Source organism: Legionella beliardensis, from assembly GCF_900452395.1.
Taxonomy (GTDB): domain Bacteria; phylum Pseudomonadota; class Gammaproteobacteria; order Legionellales; family Legionellaceae; genus Legionella_C; species Legionella_C beliardensis.
Map to the genome: position 1 here is coordinate 1,987,113 of NZ_UGNV01000001.1, position 20,758 is coordinate 2,007,870.

Here is a 20,758-nt window from a genome sequence, read left to right on the forward strand (position 1 = left end):
TCGTTTTCTAGCAGCTCATGTCTATAATTTTCTAAATTTTTTATATTATTTATTATAGAGATTATATCTTATGCCTCTTAGGGTTATTTTCTTCTGAATCTTCAATAGCTGATTTGGAATCAGTTAAATTATCAATGTCTATCTTCTCTTCGGATATAATTTGTTGTCTGTGAGATACTTTATACGTTAAATTAGTTTGATTCATCATGTGAATAAAAGCGTCTGTTGTGTTCTTGAAAGAAGAAACGCCTTTCTCCTCTATAAAATAATAAACTTGCTGCGTGTTATTAAATTTAATTAAGTATGGATAAGAGAAATCTTCACTATTTCGAAGACGCGCAACTTCAGCCCTTAAATTTTTAAAAAGACTTCGATTAGATAATATTAATTGCCCTGTTTCCGCTTCAAATACCACATGAGCTTTACTGTTTATAGTATATTGCAATTCTTTTGATTGAGCTGAGGTATTATTTCTTTTTCGAAACATGCCCGCTTGAGAGGCAGTAGCAGGCTTTATGCTTGCTTGTAATTCAGGCTCATGAGATTTTTTATCTGAATAATTATCATTTTCAAAAATATCACTGAATTCTTGCATTGCAATATTTACTTCTTCCTCATTTAAATGACTAGTGTCTGTTAATTCCCTAAGTAATTGTTCATCAGCGAGTGTAAGGCTAGTTGGTGCACTTGTAGAACTATTTGCAACTTCAAATAGATCACTTATTTCTCTCATTGCAATGCTTACTTCCCCTGCAGTTAGATGGGTAGTATCTGTTAAATCTTTCAATAACTCTTCATCAGCTGATTTAAAGTTAGTTAATACTCCTAAACTATCTTCACTTACAGAAACATTACTTAGTCCTCTGTCTGCAGTGGTTACCTCCTGTTCATTTGTAGTGTGTTGTCTCTGACGTACTACATACGTAAATCTACTTTGTTCCATCATCTTAATAAAGGCTTCAGTTTTATTTTTAAACGAAGAAACACCCGGCTCTTCTATAAAATAAATATTTCGTTTAATGGATTTAATTAAATATGGATAAGAGAGGTCTTTGCTAGTGCGAAGTTTAGCAACTATATATCTTAAATCCCTTAAAAGCTCTATATTATAAGATTCTAAATGTCCTGTTTCTTCTTCAAATATTACTTGTGCTTTATTTAGTGTGCTGCTTTTTAATAATCGAGTGCTGTTAATGCTTGGTGAGGAAGCTGATAAATTAGGCATAATATTCCTTGATATAGCTCATTTGAATTTTTAATGAGCATATTGTATTAAATATTAACAACTAAAGTCAACTAAATGAGACGTTTTTTATTAGCTTATCTTGTTCAAAGCTAGGGCTATCATGAACTAGGCAATTTTTAACTGCTATTTTTTGAGTTGTCTCATAGTTGAAAATTGAATGACTTAGCAAACTAGCAACATTATCTTTTTCAATTTTTTCCATACGAGGTGCTTGGACTTTAGTTGTTACCTGTTCTTTTACTACAAATTGTCTAAATTTTTTAAATCCAATACAAATATGGTCTACTAATTCATCAGGTGATGAGCCTTCGATTAAAGCTGGATCAGAAAGAATACAAAGAGGGAGATTATTTTTAGCTAAAAGAAAATTTAAAAGTTGTTGAGATAAGCGTAAATTGCCATCACTAAAAGGATGAATCAAGGAAAAATAATGTGAGAACGTTGCACATGCTTTTATAAGTTCTCGTATTCGGTGCATACTGCTACTAGCACGAGTAATATCTAAATAATAGTTATTAATTAACTCTAATAATTTGTTTTCGATTTCAGCAGGATTTGTATATATTTCTAATATAAATGAATCAAGGTAGGCTGATAGTATAATATTATAGTTAGATGCATCATTGTTATTTATATTTTCTTTTTCTACCCAATCTAACACATTATAAAGTCCTGCTAGCGATGTATTATCTACAAGCATGCCAAAACGTACTGGCTCTTGTCTAAACTCGCCAGCCGTTATAGCAAAGCTTCTATTTGCCTGAGGTAATACTACATCTTCTAATGCCAACTTATGCATTTCTTTTATAAAATCAATAGAGAGTTCAGCACTTGCATTAAACATGATTCGTATGAGTTTAATCATAGCTTGAACCGAACCAGGCTCTGTTTGGTTCCACAAATCTATAGGATTATCAGTTTGGGCCTGCTGCTCCAAATCAATAAAATAGCGAGCTAAAATTTCATCTGAACTATCAACGAGCGATGCTGCTTTGTTAGATTCATACTCTTTTATAAGTAAGTTCAATTTATCTTCCAATACTTCTTCTACGCTTATAGATTGTTGTCTATAAATTGGCTGCACTGCCTTTTGCAGTTCAATTTGTTTTTGAACTAATGTTTCCAAATGGCTGGTTTCGGCACAGCGTATTTTTTCCGGAAACGTTTTAGCTACGCTAAGGGCTTCATTTGCCTTCTCAAAATTACCTTTTATAAAATATAACCAATTTCTCAATAGGTGAAAGTAGAAGAAAGTAAAATCTTCTTTCGCTCTAAAACGTGGTGGAAATCTTAAATTTTGCTTGTTTAAATTATTTAATAGGTAGTCAATAATTTGCTGCCCTGTTTCATCTAAAATAAAAATTTGACTATTTTTTTTTATATTTAAGAATAGAAAGTTAAGTTCAAAACAGAGAGAATAATAATAAGAGGCACATTGCCTCTCGCCCTCTGCTAACCTTACCCCTAAACTTACTATTGATTTATATAAGCGTGCCTTTACTGCCATTTTTACATTTTCTTTAACTAAATTTGAATTATATGCCTTTTTAACGCCTTTTCTTTCCTGTTAACAGTCTATTAAATACTTTTTTAACTTAAATTTAATTATTAGTACAATTAATGTGTTTAAATTAAGTAATATAATTTATATGTCCAATTTTAAATTAGAATTAGATTCGTATGTTGATAAAATGGATAAACTTGATTTTGCCCCACTTTAGGAGTAATCCCATCAATAGAGGCAATGCTAGCAATAGAGCGAATATTAGGGTAAATAACAATTAAATTTTAATCATTGTAACCAATACAGCGGTTAAGGGTGTAGCTGAATATCATACTCTTCGTTAGGCAATTTATTTGTCCTTTTATAAAAAAACCCTGCTTTTTCTGATTTTATTTGCTCTATTTGCATGCTTTCTTTTGGAAACCTAGGAATCTTATTTTCCCAGTGACGCGTAAGGATTAATTCATCACCTTCATAAACAACTAATTTAGCTGCTAATAAGTAATCTGATTTATTAACTTGCATAGTGGAATTTACTTCAGTACGAGTTTGCCATTCATCACGTCCAATACCGATTATTGTTTTAACATTAAGTTTAGCTGATAAGGGGTCATCATCCTGAATAGAATACTCTTCCTGCTGGGTATAATTTATAGCAAGGCCAATATTATCAATAAGCGTATGTCCTGAATCCTCTTTTACCGTATAAATTACCCTGTTATTTTGATCGCGCTTAATGTAACGTTCTACTGAGGGATTTCGCAGATAAGTTAAGCTTAAAGGAGGAGCGCTTTCAGGCTCTGGAAAAACAAATAGCGAGTTATCTTCTTCGCACGGTGCACGAGTAGGTAGAGTAAGCTTAGAATTTTTCACAAATATCTTAAGATTTACTTTTTCAGGCGCAGGCCATAATAAAGGCCAATACGTAGTCGAAATAGCAAGACGTAAGTGATTTCCTGGTGCAAAGGAATGAGCAATACCATTAAGCTTCATCGTAATGTGCATTTTTTCCCCAGGTATAATAGGTGTTAGTGTTTCATGACTATTACGATGAGCCAAATTTAATACCCCATAAGTTACACGTCTTGATACGCCATCCGGGGAGACTTCATTAAGTCGAACCACAATAAAGGCCTGAGGTTTATCCACCGCCACTTCTAATTCAACTACGGGTGCACCAAAAATTTCTAAACGATGATTAAAAGGCGACATATCGAAGCAAATTGAACGCTCATCATCAACACGCTGATCAAGCGGTTTTTCTGGACTCATGCCATGGCCATACCAACTTCTACCAGTTTCACCTACTGATTGTGGTGAGCAATGAGTAATAATATCGTTATTTACTGGATAAGTTGAAATACACTCATCACCTAACCAGAACACTTCGTTTTTAACTTGCTCACTAGGCCAACTTTTTTCAGCTACCCACCTACCTGGTCGATCATCATAATCAAGCTTAGATGGCACTGAGTCTTGCATCCAAACACGAAGCATAGGCTCAGCCATAATACCGGTGTCTATCCCTTTTAACCAATAATCCCACCAACGTAATAATTCTTGTAAAAAACCAATTTGTGGACCGGGTTTGGCAAAGTGCGGGTATTTGTGCGCCCAAGGACCAATTAATCCTTTACGTGGACATTGTAAGCTAGATAACAAATTAAAAACGGTATTAGAATAACCATCCTCCCAACCACCAACTAAATAGGTAGGGCAATTAAAGTTGTTTGTTTGCTCACAGACAGAGCCATGCTTCCAATATTCATCACGTAAAGGGTGTTGAAGCCATGTAGCTGATAATAATGGTTGCTTACTAATTCGAGTTAGCCATCTTTCCCGCCAATCCTCTACTAATTTTTTATCTGGCGCGCGAGACATCATAGCTAGCATAGTTGCCGACCAAACAAAATCTTCTGTCAACAAACAACCGCCCATATAATGTATGTCATTATTATACCGATCATCTGCTGAGCAGATTGAAACAATAGCTTTTAATTCTGGAGGTTTAAGGGCTGCAACTTGCAAGCTATTAAATCCTCCCCAAGAAATACCCATCATACCGATGCTGCCTGTACACCAGGATTGTTTAGCTATCCAACGCAATACTTCCAAGCAATCTTCTTGCTCTTGTTTAAGATATTCGTCTTGCAAAAAACCTTGGGACTCTCCAGATCCGCGCATATCAACACGAATACAAGCATAACCATGTGAGGCTAAATAAGGATGAGTTAGCTCATCACGCACAGCAGTCCCATCGCGCTTACGATAGGGTAAATACTCTAGGATAGCTGGAACTTTTTTTTCTGGCTTCTTTATGGGCAACCAGATTTTGGCTGCCAATTCACAGCCATCAGACATTTTAATAATAGTGTGTTCAATGACAGTAACTTTATATTTTCCCAAAGACACTATTACTCTCCTATTCATTTCGTACTATTTTTACACACTGCTTATTAGATGCTTATAATAAATTACTATCTTACTATTTAAAGGCTCAGAACAAGGTAAAGCCAATTCAGCTAACTCTAACTCAATCCCACTTGCCCCACTGTCAACCCTGTTGATTTCAATCTGTGTGTTACTACCCGCTTGAGTTTTTAAGATGATATTATTAATAAGACTTTTAAGAAATATAAATATGATCGCTAAAAAAGAAGTTGCAAAGCTGTTTTTCATCTTAATTTTACTTTTTCCGCTAACTGGCCATGTCAACGGCCACAGCGCTAGGCAGTGTTTAGCTAATATACCAAAAGCGCATTTGTCAATTCATTTAGAGGGCAGCTTGACCACCAAACTATATTGGAAATTTGCCGAAAGAAATCATCTTAAAATACCTTATGCATCTCGCCAAGATCTAAAAAACCGCATAGAAAATTTAACAACCCTCTCTCAATTTTTGTCCTTATATTATGCTAATAGCGAAGCCTTGCAAAAAAAACAAGATTATTATGAACTCATGACAGCGCTGCTTAGAGCCCAGCATAAACAAGGCGTCGTTCATTTAGAAATACAATTTGACCCAGATTCACATTTGCACAGAGGCGTTAAATTAAACGATTTACTTGATGGCATTACTGCTGCAGTTGATGATTTTAATAAGCATACCCGTCTATCAGTCCTGTTGATTCCCGCATTCTTACGGGATAAGCCGCAAGAATTAGCCTTATCAACGTTAAATAAATTAATTTATTATGCTAAGCAGCACGCCAAATTTAAAGCTAAATTTGTTGCTATTGGCTTAGACTCTGACGAAAAAGACAATCCACCTTCCAAATTTTATAAGCTATTTGAGCTTGCTAGGAAAAATAATTTAAAGATTATTCCACATGGTGGTCATGATGAATTAGCACAACCTTATATCAGTGAGTTTTTAATAAATTGTAACTTAATTAGCCGGCTTGATCATGGCAATATGGCTTCTTCCGATAAACAAGTTATCAAGCGTTTGAAACAATGTAAAATTCCGCTTGCGCTATGTCCGATTTCTGAAGTTAAAATTGGTCCTATTAATAATTTAGCAAGTCATCCAGCACATTTTTTCATGAAACAGGGCCTTGTCATTTCAATAAATGCTGATGATCCCGCTTATCTTAATGCAGATTTACTTGATAACTATTTAGAATTATCTAAAGCACTTAGACTTAATAATAGAGACATAAAGAAGTTGATAATTAATAGCTTTCGTTCTTCATTATTAAAGAAAACCATGCAGGATAAATGGATTAAGGAAGTTTTAAAAAGTCGCTGCGCTTTAACTGAAAAGATATAACCCATTGAAAATAAAATTATTATATTCAATAATACAGGGCTTACTATATTTACTAATCTAATGGACTAGACTAAAATGACACACGCAACAGCCTTGACTGCGAAAACAACTATAATTCCAAGCACAATCATGGCTTTTATTTTTTCCCTCTATTCAGAAGTAACCTATAGTGAATTCATAACGGCTCCATGGTCAACAAGATTTACAGGCCAAGGGTTAGTTGGTGACCATCTTGTAAGTGGTTTTATTGATGGCATGCAACCTTTAATAGGAAATAATAATCAACTCTGGTTTCTAGATGGCTCTGTTTTAGGTGGTAGCGGCGATTTTCATAAAGAAAATGTAGTCTACAGTCTTGGCACGGGATTTCGACAACTCACGCATTTAAATCAAGCGCCTGTGGCTTTGGGTGGATTCTTCTTTGCTGATTATCAAAAAACAGCTAACCGCACCCAGGCCTGGCTTGCTAATCCGGGTATTGAATTACTTGGTCAATATAATGAAGCGCGTGTACAAGGTTATATTCCTTTAAGTCATGCTAGCCAGCCTTATCAAAACCTCTTTGCAAGCGAGCTTAGCCAAATGAATGTTGCCAGCTCACCAAATTTTAATCACTTAAATTATGTTCAGGGGCACAGTTTTTTTGATACACCAGTCGCTTTAACTGATGAATATGGAACGGGTGTTGAGGCAGAGTTAGGTCATTACCTTCCCTGGTATCAAGGTGGGTGGCTACGTGGTGGCGTCTATTATTTTCAATTTAACCATGCTAAAGAAATTACAGGCGTTGAAGCGAATATTGAATTATTCGCCAGGAAAAATGCTGCCCTTATTGTTCAAGATAATTATGATAACCAAAATAAAAATAAATTTTCTATAGGCATAAGATTGAGCTTTGATGGTTTTAATTATGCAGAAACGCAACCTATATCTGAGCGTATGACAGCACCCATTATTCGTCATCTCGCTCGTCAATATGAAGGGTTAGGAACACCAGTTCGGAAAGGTTTTAAGCCTACCTCGCCGCAAGTTATTACTAATAATATTTGGTTTTTTAGTCCAAATGGTACGTTTCAAGGACATAATGCACCAGTAAACTTGTTAAATTGCACTGCTGAAAACCCCTGCTTAAACTTAGACCAAACACTAACTAATGGCATTGCTACAATAGCACCTCAAGCACAAATGTGGTTTGCACCAGGCACCTACATTCTTCCCAGCACAGGAAATAATGGCTTTATTCAATTAGCAGATGGGCAAACGCTTTGGGGACGAACCAGCAATTTTATTAATCCAGCTAACTTTAACCAGCTTCCACATATTATTGGTGGGCTGTGGTGGAGTAATAATGGTTTAATCAATAATATGCAGGTAACTAATATTAATCAGGTTATGCCTACTGTTATAACCGGTTCGTTATTTGATGCAGCCATTACGGTAGGCGCGAATACTAATATGGTTATTAATAACTCTGTCATTAACTCGCTGGGGACTCAAGAGGTAAATGCCTATGCATCCTATGCTAACAATAATAACTTGTATGTTAATTATTCGATACTTAATGCCAACAGTGAAACAGGGCTTGCTGTAGGCGGGCTTAATAATTATGAAAAGATTTTTATTAATTATTCAATAATCAATATTGCAGGCTCTAATTTAGAATTTGGTAATTATGGGGTTGTCGGACAAAACCTTTCTGTTAAACACTCAACAATCAACGCAATCGGAACCAGCGAGACAGGCACATATGGGGTAGCCGCTAATAATAATGCCACTGTCACGCAGTCCATAGTCAATGTAACTGGGACAGGTCTTATTTTTGGTGTTAGCGCTATTAATAATGCTCACGTGAGTAATAGTGTAATTAATACAACTGCAGACGGCGATGTTTACGGCCTAAGCACTGGCAATGATGCGCTTGTTACCAGCAGTTTAATTACTTCTTATGCGAGAAGCAGTGGCTTATCTCATGCTGTTGATGCCTTTAATTCAATTATTACTAGCTCACAAATCTATGCAAAAAGTGCCTCTGATAATGAAGCAATTGGCGTAATTGACTATATTGGTGGAGCTACGATAAACATCAGTAATTCATTCATTAACGCAGAAAATACCCAAGGTGGGTTAGCTCAGGGTATTGATACTGTTGGTGGTGAGATCACTTTTACAGGTGGCGCAAGCCACGTCATTGCGCAAGCAAATGAGCCTTCATTGGCTCTACCCACTAGGGGAGCTGTTAGAAATAGAAGTAAACCTAAATCACTATGCATAGCCAATGGAGTCATTACTAACTGTTAGGATTACCCTCTGGTTAATCCAAAAAGCTCGTAGCCTGTTTGCTTGGTATTTCGATAGAGTGGAAGAATTCAAAAAGAAAACGAATTACCGTGGCTTGACCGCAGTATCCAGCGATGTGGCACTTTCTGTAGCTAGTAAACGAAGCTTGCTGTAGGCCCCTGCTTCCCGATGAGATATGATCAAAAGACAGTTGCAGATAAATAGGTTACATGTGCTGATTTTCTTATTATTTAACCCATAAGTTGCCATAAACCAACTTCAATTTGAACTTGCTCTTCAGGTGTTGGATCAGGTTTTGGGGCCTGACTCTCTTTACGCTTAGTAAGCTGTGGATTTAATCTACTGTATTGACGATCTGCGTAGATTGCCATGCCTAAATCCTCAAACATATCGCCCCTACTTAAGCTCGTATTAGCAGTTGTTTTTAATAATTCCCCCAACATATTTTTGTAAGTATATGGTTTATGTTGCTGTGCTTGTGAATTAGCATTATCTTTACTTTCCTTATTAACGAGTACTTGATATCCATCTAGAAAATCTTTCTTAAATTGCGTAAGCGCTGGACGCTTACTTTCTTCTATGTCGGGAATAATTTTCTCAATTTCCACTGCAAAATTCGCTTCTGATAATTTACCTTCTGTAAAGGCTTCTAATAAGCAAATGAAAGATGCTTGCGCTTTTAAATTATCATAACGCTTGCGTTCATCTTGACGCCAAACTTTTAATAACCCAGGCTTGTTTTCAGCAACTAAATTATCAATCAGTTGAAGTTTAGCTTTCCAATGTAATTGGTCATTATTTACAATCTGATAAACTTTAACCCTATGTTCAAACTCAAAATGCTGATGCCGCTTCGGCCAGTTCCAAAATGCCAATATATTAGGTTTAGACGCTTCACCCTTGCCCCTAAGAATATTTGTTCGATCATTATCTTTTAGGCGGGGGAGATTAGAGGCATCGGCCCAGGTATTTTCACTCTTTGCATTCTGCAATAAATTTGGAACCGATAATTGCTGAGCAATTTGAATGTTAGCAGGTAAAAACAATTTCATTAAATTATCTAAATGAGCATTATTTATTTCTAATGCTCCCGGTTTAAAATAGATCTCATTGCGTAACGTTGCTAAGGTATTTACTAATTGTTCGTGAGCGGCTCGATAATAATCGGTTAAATTTGTAAAATGTGCCTTTAGCTTTTCACGATCTTCTTTTTTTTTGTAACTTTTTTCCTTATCTTTATAACCTTCCCTTTCCGCCTGATATAATTCATTTAATTGGTAAAGTGTCGTTCTAATTTGCAGCGTTTTAGCAAATAAACTCATGTCAGAGTCATAAGCAACAGAAGACACTTTATTATTCATATCTAGATATGTTATTTTGAAATCGCCAAATTCTCCATTTACATGACGTGAGTTGTAAGAGTGTAAATTATTGACTATGCTACTAGTAATTACATTAATAAATAGCTTGTCCTGAGGTGGCATTAAGCTCGACAAATTTTTCAAAGTCTCAATAATCTCAGAACAATCAGCATGCGTGTCTTGGACTATGAAATGGTTAATAACCCCATGCAAGTTTACAAATAATTCATCAATATAACCTTTAACTTCTGTGTCTGGTAATTTAGCTATTTCATCTGCTGCGTTATATAGTTGACCAATTAAACTGTCTAAAGCAGTCTGAAGCTCTGGATCAGCTGTCTTAACTAATTCTAATCTAGCAATCGCAAATTTTATATAATAGCTATATTTTTCCTGCAAAGTCTTACTGCCATCAGCAAGAATTTTATTTTCTTCCGCGTAGATTTTAGCTCTTTCGGCAAGTGTTTTTTCTAAAGATTGTGCGTATTTGCGCACCCCAGTTGGTGTATCAAGGCTGGCTAATGTACTACCAGAGTATTTAAGGACTGATTCAGCTCCTGCCTGGCGCAAAGCTTCTATGCCAAAGGAAGCGCAATTTTTGTTATAAAAATTATAATCATCAATAATTTGAATTTTTTTTGACCCTTTTCCTTTACTAGGGTATTTTGCTTTAGTTCTTCTTGCCCATTCATACGCAGCATTAAAATCAAGCTCAGCGCCTGGGCGATCGCATTTTACGACGACTGTTTCACAGCGGCGAAATTTTTTGTCTTTACCTACAAGTGATTGATCATAGCCCAAATCAACAAAATAACCTTTACCTACCGTAGGTGAAGGCAGTCCTGCTTTTTTAAATGCTTGTTTAACCAGCGATTGATCTTGTCTATCTGGGACAACATAAAAACCTAAGTAAATACGTTCATTCTTATTCTTGTATAATTCGACTGTGGTATGGCCATCTGTTGGAATGCCCATAATTTGACGAGTATCTTCTTCATCATTTTCTGACCCATACCAGGTTCTGATAACAATGGAATTTTCGAATTTTTCTTCTTCTTTTTTCTCTTCTATTATTTCTAATTCGGTTTTAATTTGCTGAAAGTGTAAGTCAAGCGCATCATTAAGCTGCTCTAATGTTTTGGTTAAGGCTACATAATGTTTATTTAATTTTTTTAAATCAAAATTACCTAAATCATCTTTAGAACGAGAAAAAGCAATTTGTAGATGCGTTGACTTAGCATTACTTAGGGTAGCTAATATTGCGTCTACAGACTGTAATTGTCTTTCTAATTCTTGCTTTTTACTTATAAGCTGTTCTTGCCTGCCATTCCCTCTATAAGAAGAAAGATCAAGCTTAGGCCCAGGGATTACTTTTCTAAGGTCTTCAATTTCTCTATAAAAATCTGCTAATACCGCAGGAAGCCTTTTTGAAATATTAATCTTTTCTCGATAGTTCGCATCATTTAATTGAGAAAATTGCGCTAATTTTTCTTGAACAGTGTCTATTATAGATTGAACAGTAAAGGAAGGCTCTGATATTACTTCTTTCTTATTAGCTGAAATCTCAATTATTTTTTTTTGATCTTCGACAGTTTCGACCAGACCGTCATCCTCTTCTAGGTCAACAGATTTACCTTTTTCTAACTTCAATAACTCACTTTTAATTTCTTCGTAGTAATGGATATTTTGCTTATCAAATTCGTAATGTTTACCATCTATAATAATATGCGATTCTTCTGAATGAATATCGCTATCTGCTGGCCTGGCATGTTGATTGACTATTTCTGCAATATTAAACATTGCCTTCTTACTTATTTTATAAGTACGAAGCTCTGTGCTTTGCTTGCCAGGAATATTGACATAAATTGAAATTTTGCTCATAACTTTTCTAATTTAGGACATACTAATAGAATTACTATACTTATTATACATGATGATTATTAATTAATCATTATGTAAATATTATGTATTTATGAGATAAAGGATGAACTCATAGAAACATGAGTGAATTCAAAGGATTGTTAAAGATGAAACCAATTGCAATTGGTTTATAGCATAAGTTTTTTTAGGAAAGTTTGCCCTTTTAAATAAAACAAGCTAATTTTATTGTGATTAGTAAGAACAATAGGCAACGACGTCTAAGGTATCTAAGTATGGATAATCTTATATTTCTACGTAAACCCAATAAGTAGCCTTTATTTTAATGGCGTGCCTTGATGAAAGATCATGCGCCACTGCCCTTGCTTCAATCGCCAAATTGATGAGCGCATCGCTTGCTTGCTTTTAGCCTCAGGCGTCGCCTTAATTGAGCTAATGTAGGTTAATAAGATGATATTCTCAGCAAGCGCTTGTGCTTTAAATGAATTTCCACTACGTTGAGATTGATCGTCACTCGCAAGCCATCGTATAACTTCAGCTTTATCATAACAGGTCGCGCTACTGCCAATTTCTATAAAGTCATCATCAATAAGATTGGCCAACTCAGTTAAAGAATCTGTCTTATCTAGTAATTGTTTTTCTTTTTTAATCAATAAATTAATAATCGTTTCTTGCATTATTTATAGTCTTTAATTGAGAAGCTATCTAATATCATGATGTGAATTTGGCGTGGAAGCAAATTTTTAGACAATAAAATACAATTTAATATTCGCCTCATCGTTAAGCATGTAGCGCTCAAATTTATCAGGGTAGACGCCTGTTAGGAAATCAGTTAAGCCATAAGAGAACGCTTCTTCTTCGAGAAACACTTTCTTTCCTTGGTTGACAAAGGGCAGTAGTAACAAGTCCCCGATGTATTTTATATGGACAATAAAGTCTACTTGGTTATAACTTAATTTAACATCGACATCACCTTCAGTTAGTTGAGTCCGACGAATATGTTGCATCACTTCGCCAGTTGTAAGTGCTACTCTGTCTATTATTGTCGGGTTGATGCCCCATTTTTTACCATTTTCATAGATAAAATAATTCAGATCATCTTTAGATAACTCTTTTTCTTTTTCAAAGGTTACCACTGCATCTTTGCGTATACCTATACGGAAAATCAGATGCAGGATAAGAGCAACAAAAACTGAAAGTGAAAGTGAGGTACTTGTAATCGCTTGTAATGCATGCGGTAATGAGCTATAAAATGCAGGGTATATTTCTTTACTAAGTCCAAATAAAAAAGCAAAACCTATAACATAAGTCATCCTGGCATCAATATTTCTTGAGGTCATAACCTGAATACCGCCTACTATCATAAAACTTGCAGTAAACATTAATGCAGGACCTACAACAGACATGGGAATAATTAATAAAATGGAGACTATTTTGGGCAGTAATGCCAGAATCAACAAAATACCGCTTGTTGCAAAAGCAATGTAGCGGCTCGTGGCTCCTGCAGCACTTGATATACCCACTAAACTTGGACCGGTACTAATACCAGGAATACCTAATAACCCTGCAATTACCGCACCCATACCGTCAGCAAATACCCCGCCTTTAATTGACTTTAAATCAGGACTTTTCCAATTTATATCATTAATTTTTTGACACGTCGTAATCACGCCAATCGTGCGCAGAGCTGCCGCAATGCTAGCTATAAAAAAAGGCAAAATAAGCGAGAACGAAAATTGATAAGAAATAAACGAGAAATTAGGCAAGGCAACATAGGGTATCGATTTTAGGAGGGCAATTTTTTCAGGATTGATGACTCCAAATAGAAAAGCTATTATAAAGCCAGACAATAAACCTATAAAAGAGCAAATAAGTTTAATAATACCTCGCCACCAGATGCTTAACCCCACCATCATGACTAAAGTAAATAGGCCAACCAAAAAATGCGTCTCAAAGTGATAGGCCCCAGGTTTTGCTACCCCTAGAAATTGCCTAATACCTTCAAGGCCTAATTCAATACCAACAATCACAATGATAAAACCAGAAATTCCAGGCGGGAAAATTACTCGTAATCGATATAACAGGCGAGAAAACAAAATCTCTAAAAATCCTGCAAAGATAGTCATTCCCATGACTAAGGGGAGTCCCCCTGCGTCAGCAGCTAGTAGGGATGCCTTGAAATAAATAGCAGATACCACAGGGGCTGCCAAAAAGCCTGAGCCCAAGGGTGGCTTTAAGGCTTGTAGCGAGGTTGCAATAGCAAGCGCAATCATACCTACTCTGACAGCATCAACCGCTATAGCATCGGATAGCTTTGACGCTCTTACCACAATAATAATGAGAACCAAATAGACAGACATGAGCAGGGTATGTTGTAGCCCAAGTAAAATTAATTTTACGAAAGGAGGTTTATCATTGACTGCATAAATTAGTTCATTACCATCCATAGAAAGACGCCTACGCTAGGAAACTGTTTAGTTGGTTACTTGTTTTCTATAAACTAGGAGCTAAACACTGAAGCTGCAACTCATTATTTTTACCTTAGCATAAGAACCTATAAAAGTCGTCAAGAATTACTTTTTAATCTGGGGAATGAATAAGAACTAGTTAGATATTAATTTTATTTATTATTAAGGCCCTCTTTAAGTTTATTCTAAAGAAATAGGTTATATATTCGCTACACAAAATAGGATTATTAAGGATAATTAATGCAAATACTATTGCAGTAAATGTAGTCTAGGTGTGGGCCTGAAAGATTAAAACCTGGGTTTCACTTTGTTTCACCCAGGCTACCTAAGATTATTGCTATAAGATATAACCCCATCCCTACGTACCGCGGTGCGTGAATTTAAGCGTAAGAGTAGTATGTAGAGTTTTAAGCGTAAAGCGAGTACATAGGGTTTAATTTCTTGTGAAACTTTTAGTAACAAATTGCCTCACGTCGCGAAAACGTAGACCAAGCCTCATGACTTTGCTACCCTGATGTTCAATTAATAGAACCTCGCTCTAATCTAGAGGTAAATCAATTTATCAAAGATGTTCTTGAATAAATAAACTACCTAAAGAGTAAAAATATGAATCATTTTACATTTAAGCCATTAGCTGTGGAAGATTTAAATCAACTCTATCAATGGTTTCAAGAACCAGCTATTAACTATTGGTATGCAAGAGATAAACACTGGACACGCAGTGAAATTAAAGAAAAATATGAACCGAGAATTTTAGGCAAAGAGCATGTACCGAGCTTTATAGCATATATCGCTGACTCCCCTTTTGGATTCATACAATATTATTTACTCACCGAATCATTACCTGAGGGGATTGATGGTTATGATAATGCACTTTTTCAACAATATGAGGCCCACTCTCTAGTGGGAATTGATCTGTTTATTGCAGAAGAGAAAGGACGAAGCAAGGGAGCTGGAGTAGAACTCATCAATCAATTTATTAATAACTTTCTAACTCACTTTAAAGCGATTATTGTTGATCCAGATGTCAACAACCAACAAGCCATTCGCTGTTACGAAAAAGTGGGCTTTAAGCAAACAAAATTTAGTGGCGATCCAAACCATCTCATCATGATAAAATCCTTATTTTAGAAGGCAGGACAAAGCATTAATTCAGAAACTGTTAACTGAGAATCAGAAACCTTAGGCTTTTTAAGCAGACTCATCGTGAATAAAAATCAATTACCACACTCTCCTTTTTGATCAAATCCAAGTCAATTTAGAGTATAAATTTAACTTTTCAATTAAGCGCTTAGTTACCCTGGCCCTTGAATGTTTCTATTAAATCAGAGGCAACATCTTTACCATAGCGGTTTAATGCATAAATTGTCATGTTTTTTGCAATCTCTCCTTCAGCAAAGAATACTTTTCCGGTGACTTCTTCCTGCAATAACTGTGCTTCTTCTTCATCGTGGGTACGCACGACTATTTCTATGTCAGGGTTAAGGGTGTATGCGAGTTTAATCATTTTTCTGACATGAAAAGTATCTGCTATCACTATCATCAGCATGCTGGCGCGAGCAATGTGGCTTTGAATCAGTACCGATGGGTTAGAGGCATCACCATAAATTGCCGGAATATTAGACTCTCGCAACTCCTGTATTAGCTCACGATTTTCTTCAACAACCACATAAGGGATAGATTGCTCAGAAAGTAAGTTAGCAATATGTCTGCCTACCCGTCCATAGCCTACTAAAACAATTTGACCTGCAAGATAATCTTCTTTAGTCGTCATGGGTAATTCAGCCAGCGGATCGTTAGCGCGCTCAAAAAATCTCACCAATTTAGGACACGACTTTATCCAAGTATAAAATGGATTTATAAGCCTAAAGATAAACGAATTAAGCGCAATTGAGATTAATGCTCCCGCTAAAATAAAGCTGCGCCCTTCTTCTGAAAGCAGGCCTAAACGCACGCCTAATTCCGCCAGGATAAATGAAAATTCGCCAATTTGGGCTAAGCTTGCTGAGACTATTAAGGCTGATTGCAACGGATAGCGAAAAGCGAGTACTAGTATAAATGCCGCAATGGATTTTCCAATAATAATAATCCCCACTACGATGAGTACTTGTAAGGGGTATTCCACTAAAACTGCTGGATTAAATAACATGCCCACTGACACAAAAAATAAAACCGCAAACGCTTCTCGAAAAGGCAAAGATTCTTCAGCCGCCCGGTGGCTAAATGAGGATTCGCGCAGGATCATGCCAGCAAAAAAAGCACCGAGCGCAAAAGAAACATTAAACAATGTGGCTGCTATATAAGCAATACCAATTGCAGCGGTAATAATACACAGGGTAAATAATTCACGCGAGCCAATACGGGCGACATGCCAAAGTACCTTAGGGAAAATGCGTCTTCCTACCAATAGCATTAATGCGATAAACGTTGATATTTTAACAAGTGTTAAACCCAGTATAAGCCACAACGGTTTATGCATATCAGCAGCAGCTGCTTGACCTCCGAATAAATAAGACAAGGGTGGCAGTAAGACTAAGACAATAATCATGACTAAGTCTTCGACCAACAGCCAACCAACTGCAATATGCCCGTTAATTGAATCTAAGGCCCCTCTTTCTTCAATTGCTCTTAATAAGACAACCGTGCTAGCTACCGATAATGAAAGCCCTAAAATTAAAGCACTACCATGATCCCAGCCCCACATGATAGCGGCACCATAGCCGAGTATGGTTGCAACAATGATTTGCACAAGTGCGCCAGGGATTGCAATCTTACGCACACGTAATAAATCTGATAATGAGAAATGGAGCCCTACGCCAAACATCAGCAGCATAATGCCAATTTCTGCAAGTTCCTGCGCAATTTTAACGTTGGCTGTTAATCCAGGTGTAAAGGGGCCAATAATCACACCGGCTAATAAATAACCTACCAAGGCTGGAATTTTAAGACGTACAGCAATAAATCCCATAATTAATGCCAGAGTAAATCCCATAGCAATCATATTAATTAGGGGAAGACCATGATCCATTTGCATATCCTTATTTAACAACTAGGCTTAAACGCTATTAAGACTACACTTATATTGATTATAAGCGCAAATAGCTACATTGCTTATTAAACAAAGATTTATTGATAATTTAAACCGACGAACTGCTGACAATCACGTGCAGCATTGTTACGTGGATAACTAAGTGTTCAAAGCGACCTTGTAGCCCGGCTGCTAGCAGCTGGGCTCTGTTTAGCTAAACTAAGATTTAATCCCCGTTGCAAGCAACCGGGCTACGATAGCTAACTAAAGCTCAAACAATTAACCTTTAAAGCAAACTTATTTTTTAAATCGTTGAGAGTCTTCTCTAGTTAGTTCCTCTCCAGAATCTTTAGGTTTGCGTTCCTGTTCCTTCTCGGCAAAATAAGTATGTTTTTTTACATCAGGCTTACTCATTTGTCTTTGCATTCTCTGTTGCTCTGTTACATTATGCTGTCTTTCTAAAGGGCGGCGCGGGCGATCGGTACTTACTTTCACCTGCGGCTGCTCCTGCACCTGCGGTTGACTTTGCTCTAACTTTGTAGTGAATTTGGCAGGCTTTATTGTACTCTTACTTTTTAATCTTTTACTGCTTACTGAACGGGAAACCGACTGCCTTTTCTTCTCTGGCTCTGGCCCTACTTCCTTCTTAGCTTCTTTAGTGATGAAATCAGGGCGTCTAGTTTCACTTTGGCGTTTAATTTCTCGCTCTTCTTTTAAGACTCCTGACTTTCGCTTGCTGCTTGCTAAGCTCTTAGGCGTTGTTTTTTTCTCTACTTCTTCTGGTTCTGATTTCTTTTTATTTTGTGGATCATTGAAAAAAGTATAATTTGTAATTGGAGCAGGTGCTTCTATTGTAATAGAGCTATTTAGTTCTTGGGGCTCTTCGAGGAAGATAGTATTTCCTGCTGCTATTAACTTGTCTACATTAATTTCCTCCTTCTTAACTGCAAACTCTTTAGCCAAAAAATAGATTTCATCTATATCCCGCTGCATGCCTGTTTTAAATCTCTCGTAAGAATCATTGAAATCTGTAAGGCCTTTAATTTTATCTGAGATTTTCTTAGGGTCAGCAACAAGGTTTGATATTTCTCTTCCTCTCTTAATCGTTGCTTTGGTGTTTTCTGCTTGAGTTAAAGCGGTTTCCAAATCTGCTCTCTTAAAATTTAATTTGCTCAATAAATCACTTAATGCTCTAATTTTCGCTGATTCTTCTTTAAAAATCTTTTCATTTTCTCCTTTAATTTTTAAAGAAGTGCCCATAGAAAGCGTATCCTTTTGATTTAATAGCTTAAAAATGGGGTTATTCATGCTTACAAATACTTTATTTTGCCCATGCCATTCTGGAGGTAGTACGAAATTTTGATCTAATTTTAAATCGAACAATTGCCATTTACCTTTTTGAGATGCCCAAAGCTTATAGGTATATGCCCCTTCTGCGTCTCTTAAAGCCACTAGGTGTTGGGCATTACTTAAGATTTCTGGGTTAAATTCGTCAGCATTGACTGACATTAAAATAAGATCTTGCCCTTTATACTGATTTTCTACGCGCTCTAAATCCGCTAATTCTCTACCTATTTCTCTAATCTTCTCATAAATTTCAGCTATTTCTAGAGCATATTCTTCTAATTTCAATTTTTTTGCTTTAGGTTCAGATTTCTTTACTCTAGTCTCAGTTTCTTTACTTTCGTTGCGGTCTTTCATAAGGTAATCCTAAATTTTGCTACTTTGGCCTTACAATAAAGTATAGCTTTTGCTCAAAGCAATGTTTAATTTTTATATAAATCGCTAATTATTTATAAAATTTATATAATTTTAAATCTATTTAATTGTTTAATTTTTAAGCGTTTGAAAGATAATATTTTTTAAGTAGCAATCTTTTCCTACCATTTCTATCCTTAGCCTTTTTATAATAATCATTAAATCAAATTGATAATTATTTGATCTATAATTACTTAATAATGTTTTAATTTTATCCTTATAAAAACAAAAATAGGCAATTGAGATTAACTAGTAGTATGAAAAGTTATAAATGCTTAGATTTTTTAGAGAAAAAGGGAATTGATTTTATTTATACTCCTTTTGATCAGGGTGCAACAACTAATATTTTAGATCCTGATTGGAAGGGCTCTTGTAATGCGCTATCGCATGAATGGATGTTACGTAAAATGTTTGTAGCAGATATGAGGGAACCCGCAACTTATGAAATCACAGAACCTCACCTACCTCATCCGGTCATTATAGGAGATAACGAGGCATCCCCAGAAAAAATACATAAAGATTTAAAGAAATTCTATAAATACGCTTCAACCGAGCAGTATCTAATAGATAAACATGTGCCAAGCTTAGAGGCTAAAGCAGATAAACTCCTTAACTATATCGAATCGCAGCAATTCCATTCTGGTATTATTGAAGCCAATATCTACATTAAGGATAAAAACAGAGGTGGACTTCCACAGAATTTCGGCCATGCTGTATCCTTCGTAAAACGGGGTAATGCCATTTCTTGGTTTGACCCTAATTATGGTGAAATTACTTTTTCCAACTTTAAGGACTTTCGCGTATGGTTTAAACAAGAGGTAAAAGAAGGCGCTTTAAATTATCTTTTTAGCATGGCCGACCATGAACATGAACAGACCTATCAAACGCTAGCAGATGTTTTTCCTCAGCCTAAGTTTACAGATGAACAAAAACAAATTGACAATCCTCTTGTTCAAAAAATTATTGCTAGGCGTGAAAAAGAGCAAGAGATTCGATCGCAAATTAAAGATTTTTTTATATACGATTACACTATTAAAACCTATTCAAGCCCTAGATATATTACGGAAAAAGAAGCATCTAGGTCATGTATGGAAGCATTTCAGGCAGAGCATCGACGATTATTTACTAAAGATAAAGACGGTTTCTTCAGTAAATGGTATAAAACTGAACTAAAAAATGATTGGGAGCTTAGCGATTATCTTAAACATGCGAAAGAAAATAATAACCGAAGTCGCGAAGCATTTGTCAATCTTAACTGGATGAATAAGGATGGCACGTTAACTGAAAATGCGCCAGAAGAGATTCTAGAAGCCTACTTTTCCATGGACGATCCATTACAATTAAAGCAGTGAACATCTAATTTACTCTTATAATTTTAATTTTCCTAAGACATGCCCACCCTTATCACTTCTAGGTGCTTCAAGAGCAAGAAAACTAACCAGAAT

At 35.9% G+C, this 20,758-nt stretch carries 12 protein-coding genes; 4 read left to right on the plus strand and 8 right to left on the minus strand.

Annotated elements, in window-relative coordinates; all coding sequences use genetic code 11:
* Positions 1 to 61 precede the first annotated feature (61 nt).
* The 3 genes from DYE47_RS08805 to DYE47_RS08815 all read right to left on the minus strand — a co-directional run bounded on the left by DYE47_RS08805 (position 62) and on the right by DYE47_RS08815 (position 5,162).
* On the minus strand, positions 62 to 1,225 hold the full coding sequence (locus DYE47_RS08805; RefSeq protein ID WP_115302915.1) for a hypothetical protein: 1,164 nt from the start codon (positions 1,223 to 1,225) through the stop codon (positions 62 to 64).
* Between the two features lie 67 nt (positions 1,226 to 1,292).
* Complete coding sequence (locus tag DYE47_RS08810; RefSeq protein ID WP_115302916.1) at positions 1,293 to 2,753, minus strand: Fic family protein; 1,461 nt, start codon at positions 2,751 to 2,753, stop codon at positions 1,293 to 1,295.
* 306 nt (positions 2,754 to 3,059) lie between these two features.
* Positions 3,060 to 5,162 (minus strand): CocE/NonD family hydrolase, encoded by a 2,103-nt coding sequence (locus tag DYE47_RS08815; protein ID WP_207385204.1) that lies wholly within the window; start codon positions 5,160 to 5,162, stop codon positions 3,060 to 3,062.
* Positions 5,163 to 5,391: 229 nt separating this feature from the next.
* On the opposite strand from DYE47_RS08815, the gene add reads away from it, so the two are divergent.
* Positions 5,392 to 6,522 carry an adenosine deaminase gene (gene add, locus DYE47_RS08820; RefSeq protein ID WP_160149879.1) on the plus strand — a complete coding sequence of 377 codons (1,131 nt, stop codon included), beginning with the start codon at positions 5,392 to 5,394 and terminating at the stop codon, positions 6,520 to 6,522.
* Positions 6,523 to 6,597: 75 nt separating this feature from the next.
* Positions 6,598 to 8,820, plus strand: a complete 2,223-nt coding sequence (locus DYE47_RS08825; protein WP_115302919.1) for an autotransporter outer membrane beta-barrel domain-containing protein — start codon at positions 6,598 to 6,600, stop codon at positions 8,818 to 8,820.
* A gap of 230 nt (positions 8,821 to 9,050) precedes the next feature.
* On the opposite strand, the gene DYE47_RS08830 is transcribed toward DYE47_RS08825, so the two are convergent.
* The 3 genes from DYE47_RS08830 to DYE47_RS08840 all read right to left on the minus strand — a co-directional run bounded on the left by DYE47_RS08830 (position 9,051) and on the right by DYE47_RS08840 (position 14,506).
* A complete protein-coding gene (locus tag DYE47_RS08830) occupies positions 9,051 to 12,062 on the minus strand; it encodes a hypothetical protein (protein WP_115302920.1) in 3,012 nt (1,003 codons plus the stop codon).
* A gap of 314 nt (positions 12,063 to 12,376) precedes the next feature.
* A complete protein-coding gene (locus tag DYE47_RS08835; RefSeq protein ID WP_115302921.1) occupies positions 12,377 to 12,736 on the minus strand; it encodes a nuclear transport factor 2 family protein in 360 nt (119 codons plus the stop codon).
* 66 nt (positions 12,737 to 12,802) lie between these two features.
* Positions 12,803 to 14,506, minus strand: a complete 1,704-nt coding sequence (locus DYE47_RS08840) for a uracil-xanthine permease family protein (protein WP_115302922.1) — start codon at positions 14,504 to 14,506, stop codon at positions 12,803 to 12,805.
* 627 nt (positions 14,507 to 15,133) lie between these two features.
* Here DYE47_RS08840 and DYE47_RS08845 point away from each other — a divergent pair.
* The gene (locus tag DYE47_RS08845; protein ID WP_115302923.1) at positions 15,134 to 15,658 is read left to right on the plus strand and encodes a GNAT family N-acetyltransferase; all 525 of its coding nucleotides are present in this window, start codon (positions 15,134 to 15,136) and stop codon (positions 15,656 to 15,658) included.
* Between the two features lie 160 nt (positions 15,659 to 15,818).
* Here the strand turns inward: DYE47_RS08845 and DYE47_RS08850 are convergent, their stop codons facing one another.
* Positions 15,819 to 17,555 (minus strand): cation:proton antiporter domain-containing protein, encoded by a 1,737-nt coding sequence (locus DYE47_RS08850; protein ID WP_115302924.1) that lies wholly within the window; start codon positions 17,553 to 17,555, stop codon positions 15,819 to 15,821.
* A 297-nt stretch (positions 17,556 to 17,852) separates the two neighbouring features.
* Positions 17,853 to 19,256: a hypothetical protein gene (locus tag DYE47_RS08855; protein ID WP_115302925.1), complete on the minus strand. Its 1,404-nt coding sequence runs from the start codon at positions 19,254 to 19,256 to the stop codon at positions 17,853 to 17,855.
* 314 nt (positions 19,257 to 19,570) lie between these two features.
* On the opposite strand from DYE47_RS08855, the gene DYE47_RS08860 reads away from it, so the two are divergent.
* Complete coding sequence (locus tag DYE47_RS08860; RefSeq protein WP_115302926.1) at positions 19,571 to 20,665, plus strand: YopT-type cysteine protease domain-containing protein; 1,095 nt, start codon at positions 19,571 to 19,573, stop codon at positions 20,663 to 20,665.
* Positions 20,666 to 20,758 lie beyond the last annotated feature (93 nt).

Bases quoted from the DNA above. Each gene is read 5' to 3' on its own strand.
- DYE47_RS08805 (WP_115302915.1), bottom strand. From the start codon at position 1,225: ATGCCTAATTTATCAGCTTCCTCACCAAGCATTAACAGCACTCGATTA.
- DYE47_RS08855 (WP_115302925.1), bottom strand. From the start codon at position 19,256: ATGAAAGACCGCAACGAAAGTAAAGAAACTGAGACTAGAGTAAAGAAA.
- DYE47_RS08860 (WP_115302926.1), top strand. From the start codon at position 19,571: ATGAAAAGTTATAAATGCTTAGATTTTTTAGAGAAAAAGGGAATTGAT.
- DYE47_RS08825 (WP_115302919.1), top strand. From the start codon at position 6,598: ATGACACACGCAACAGCCTTGACTGCGAAAACAACTATAATTCCAAGC.
- DYE47_RS08810 (WP_115302916.1), bottom strand. From the start codon at position 2,753: ATGGCAGTAAAGGCACGCTTATATAAATCAATAGTAAGTTTAGGGGTA.
- DYE47_RS08850 (WP_115302924.1), bottom strand. From the start codon at position 17,555: ATGGATCATGGTCTTCCCCTAATTAATATGATTGCTATGGGATTTACT.
- DYE47_RS08840 (WP_115302922.1), bottom strand. From the start codon at position 14,506: ATGGATGGTAATGAACTAATTTATGCAGTCAATGATAAACCTCCTTTC.
- DYE47_RS08845 (WP_115302923.1), top strand. From the start codon at position 15,134: ATGAATCATTTTACATTTAAGCCATTAGCTGTGGAAGATTTAAATCAA.
- add (WP_160149879.1), top strand. From the start codon at position 5,392: ATGATCGCTAAAAAAGAAGTTGCAAAGCTGTTTTTCATCTTAATTTTA.
- DYE47_RS08835 (WP_115302921.1), bottom strand. From the start codon at position 12,736: ATGCAAGAAACGATTATTAATTTATTGATTAAAAAAGAAAAACAATTA.
- DYE47_RS08830 (WP_115302920.1), bottom strand. From the start codon at position 12,062: ATGAGCAAAATTTCAATTTATGTCAATATTCCTGGCAAGCAAAGCACA.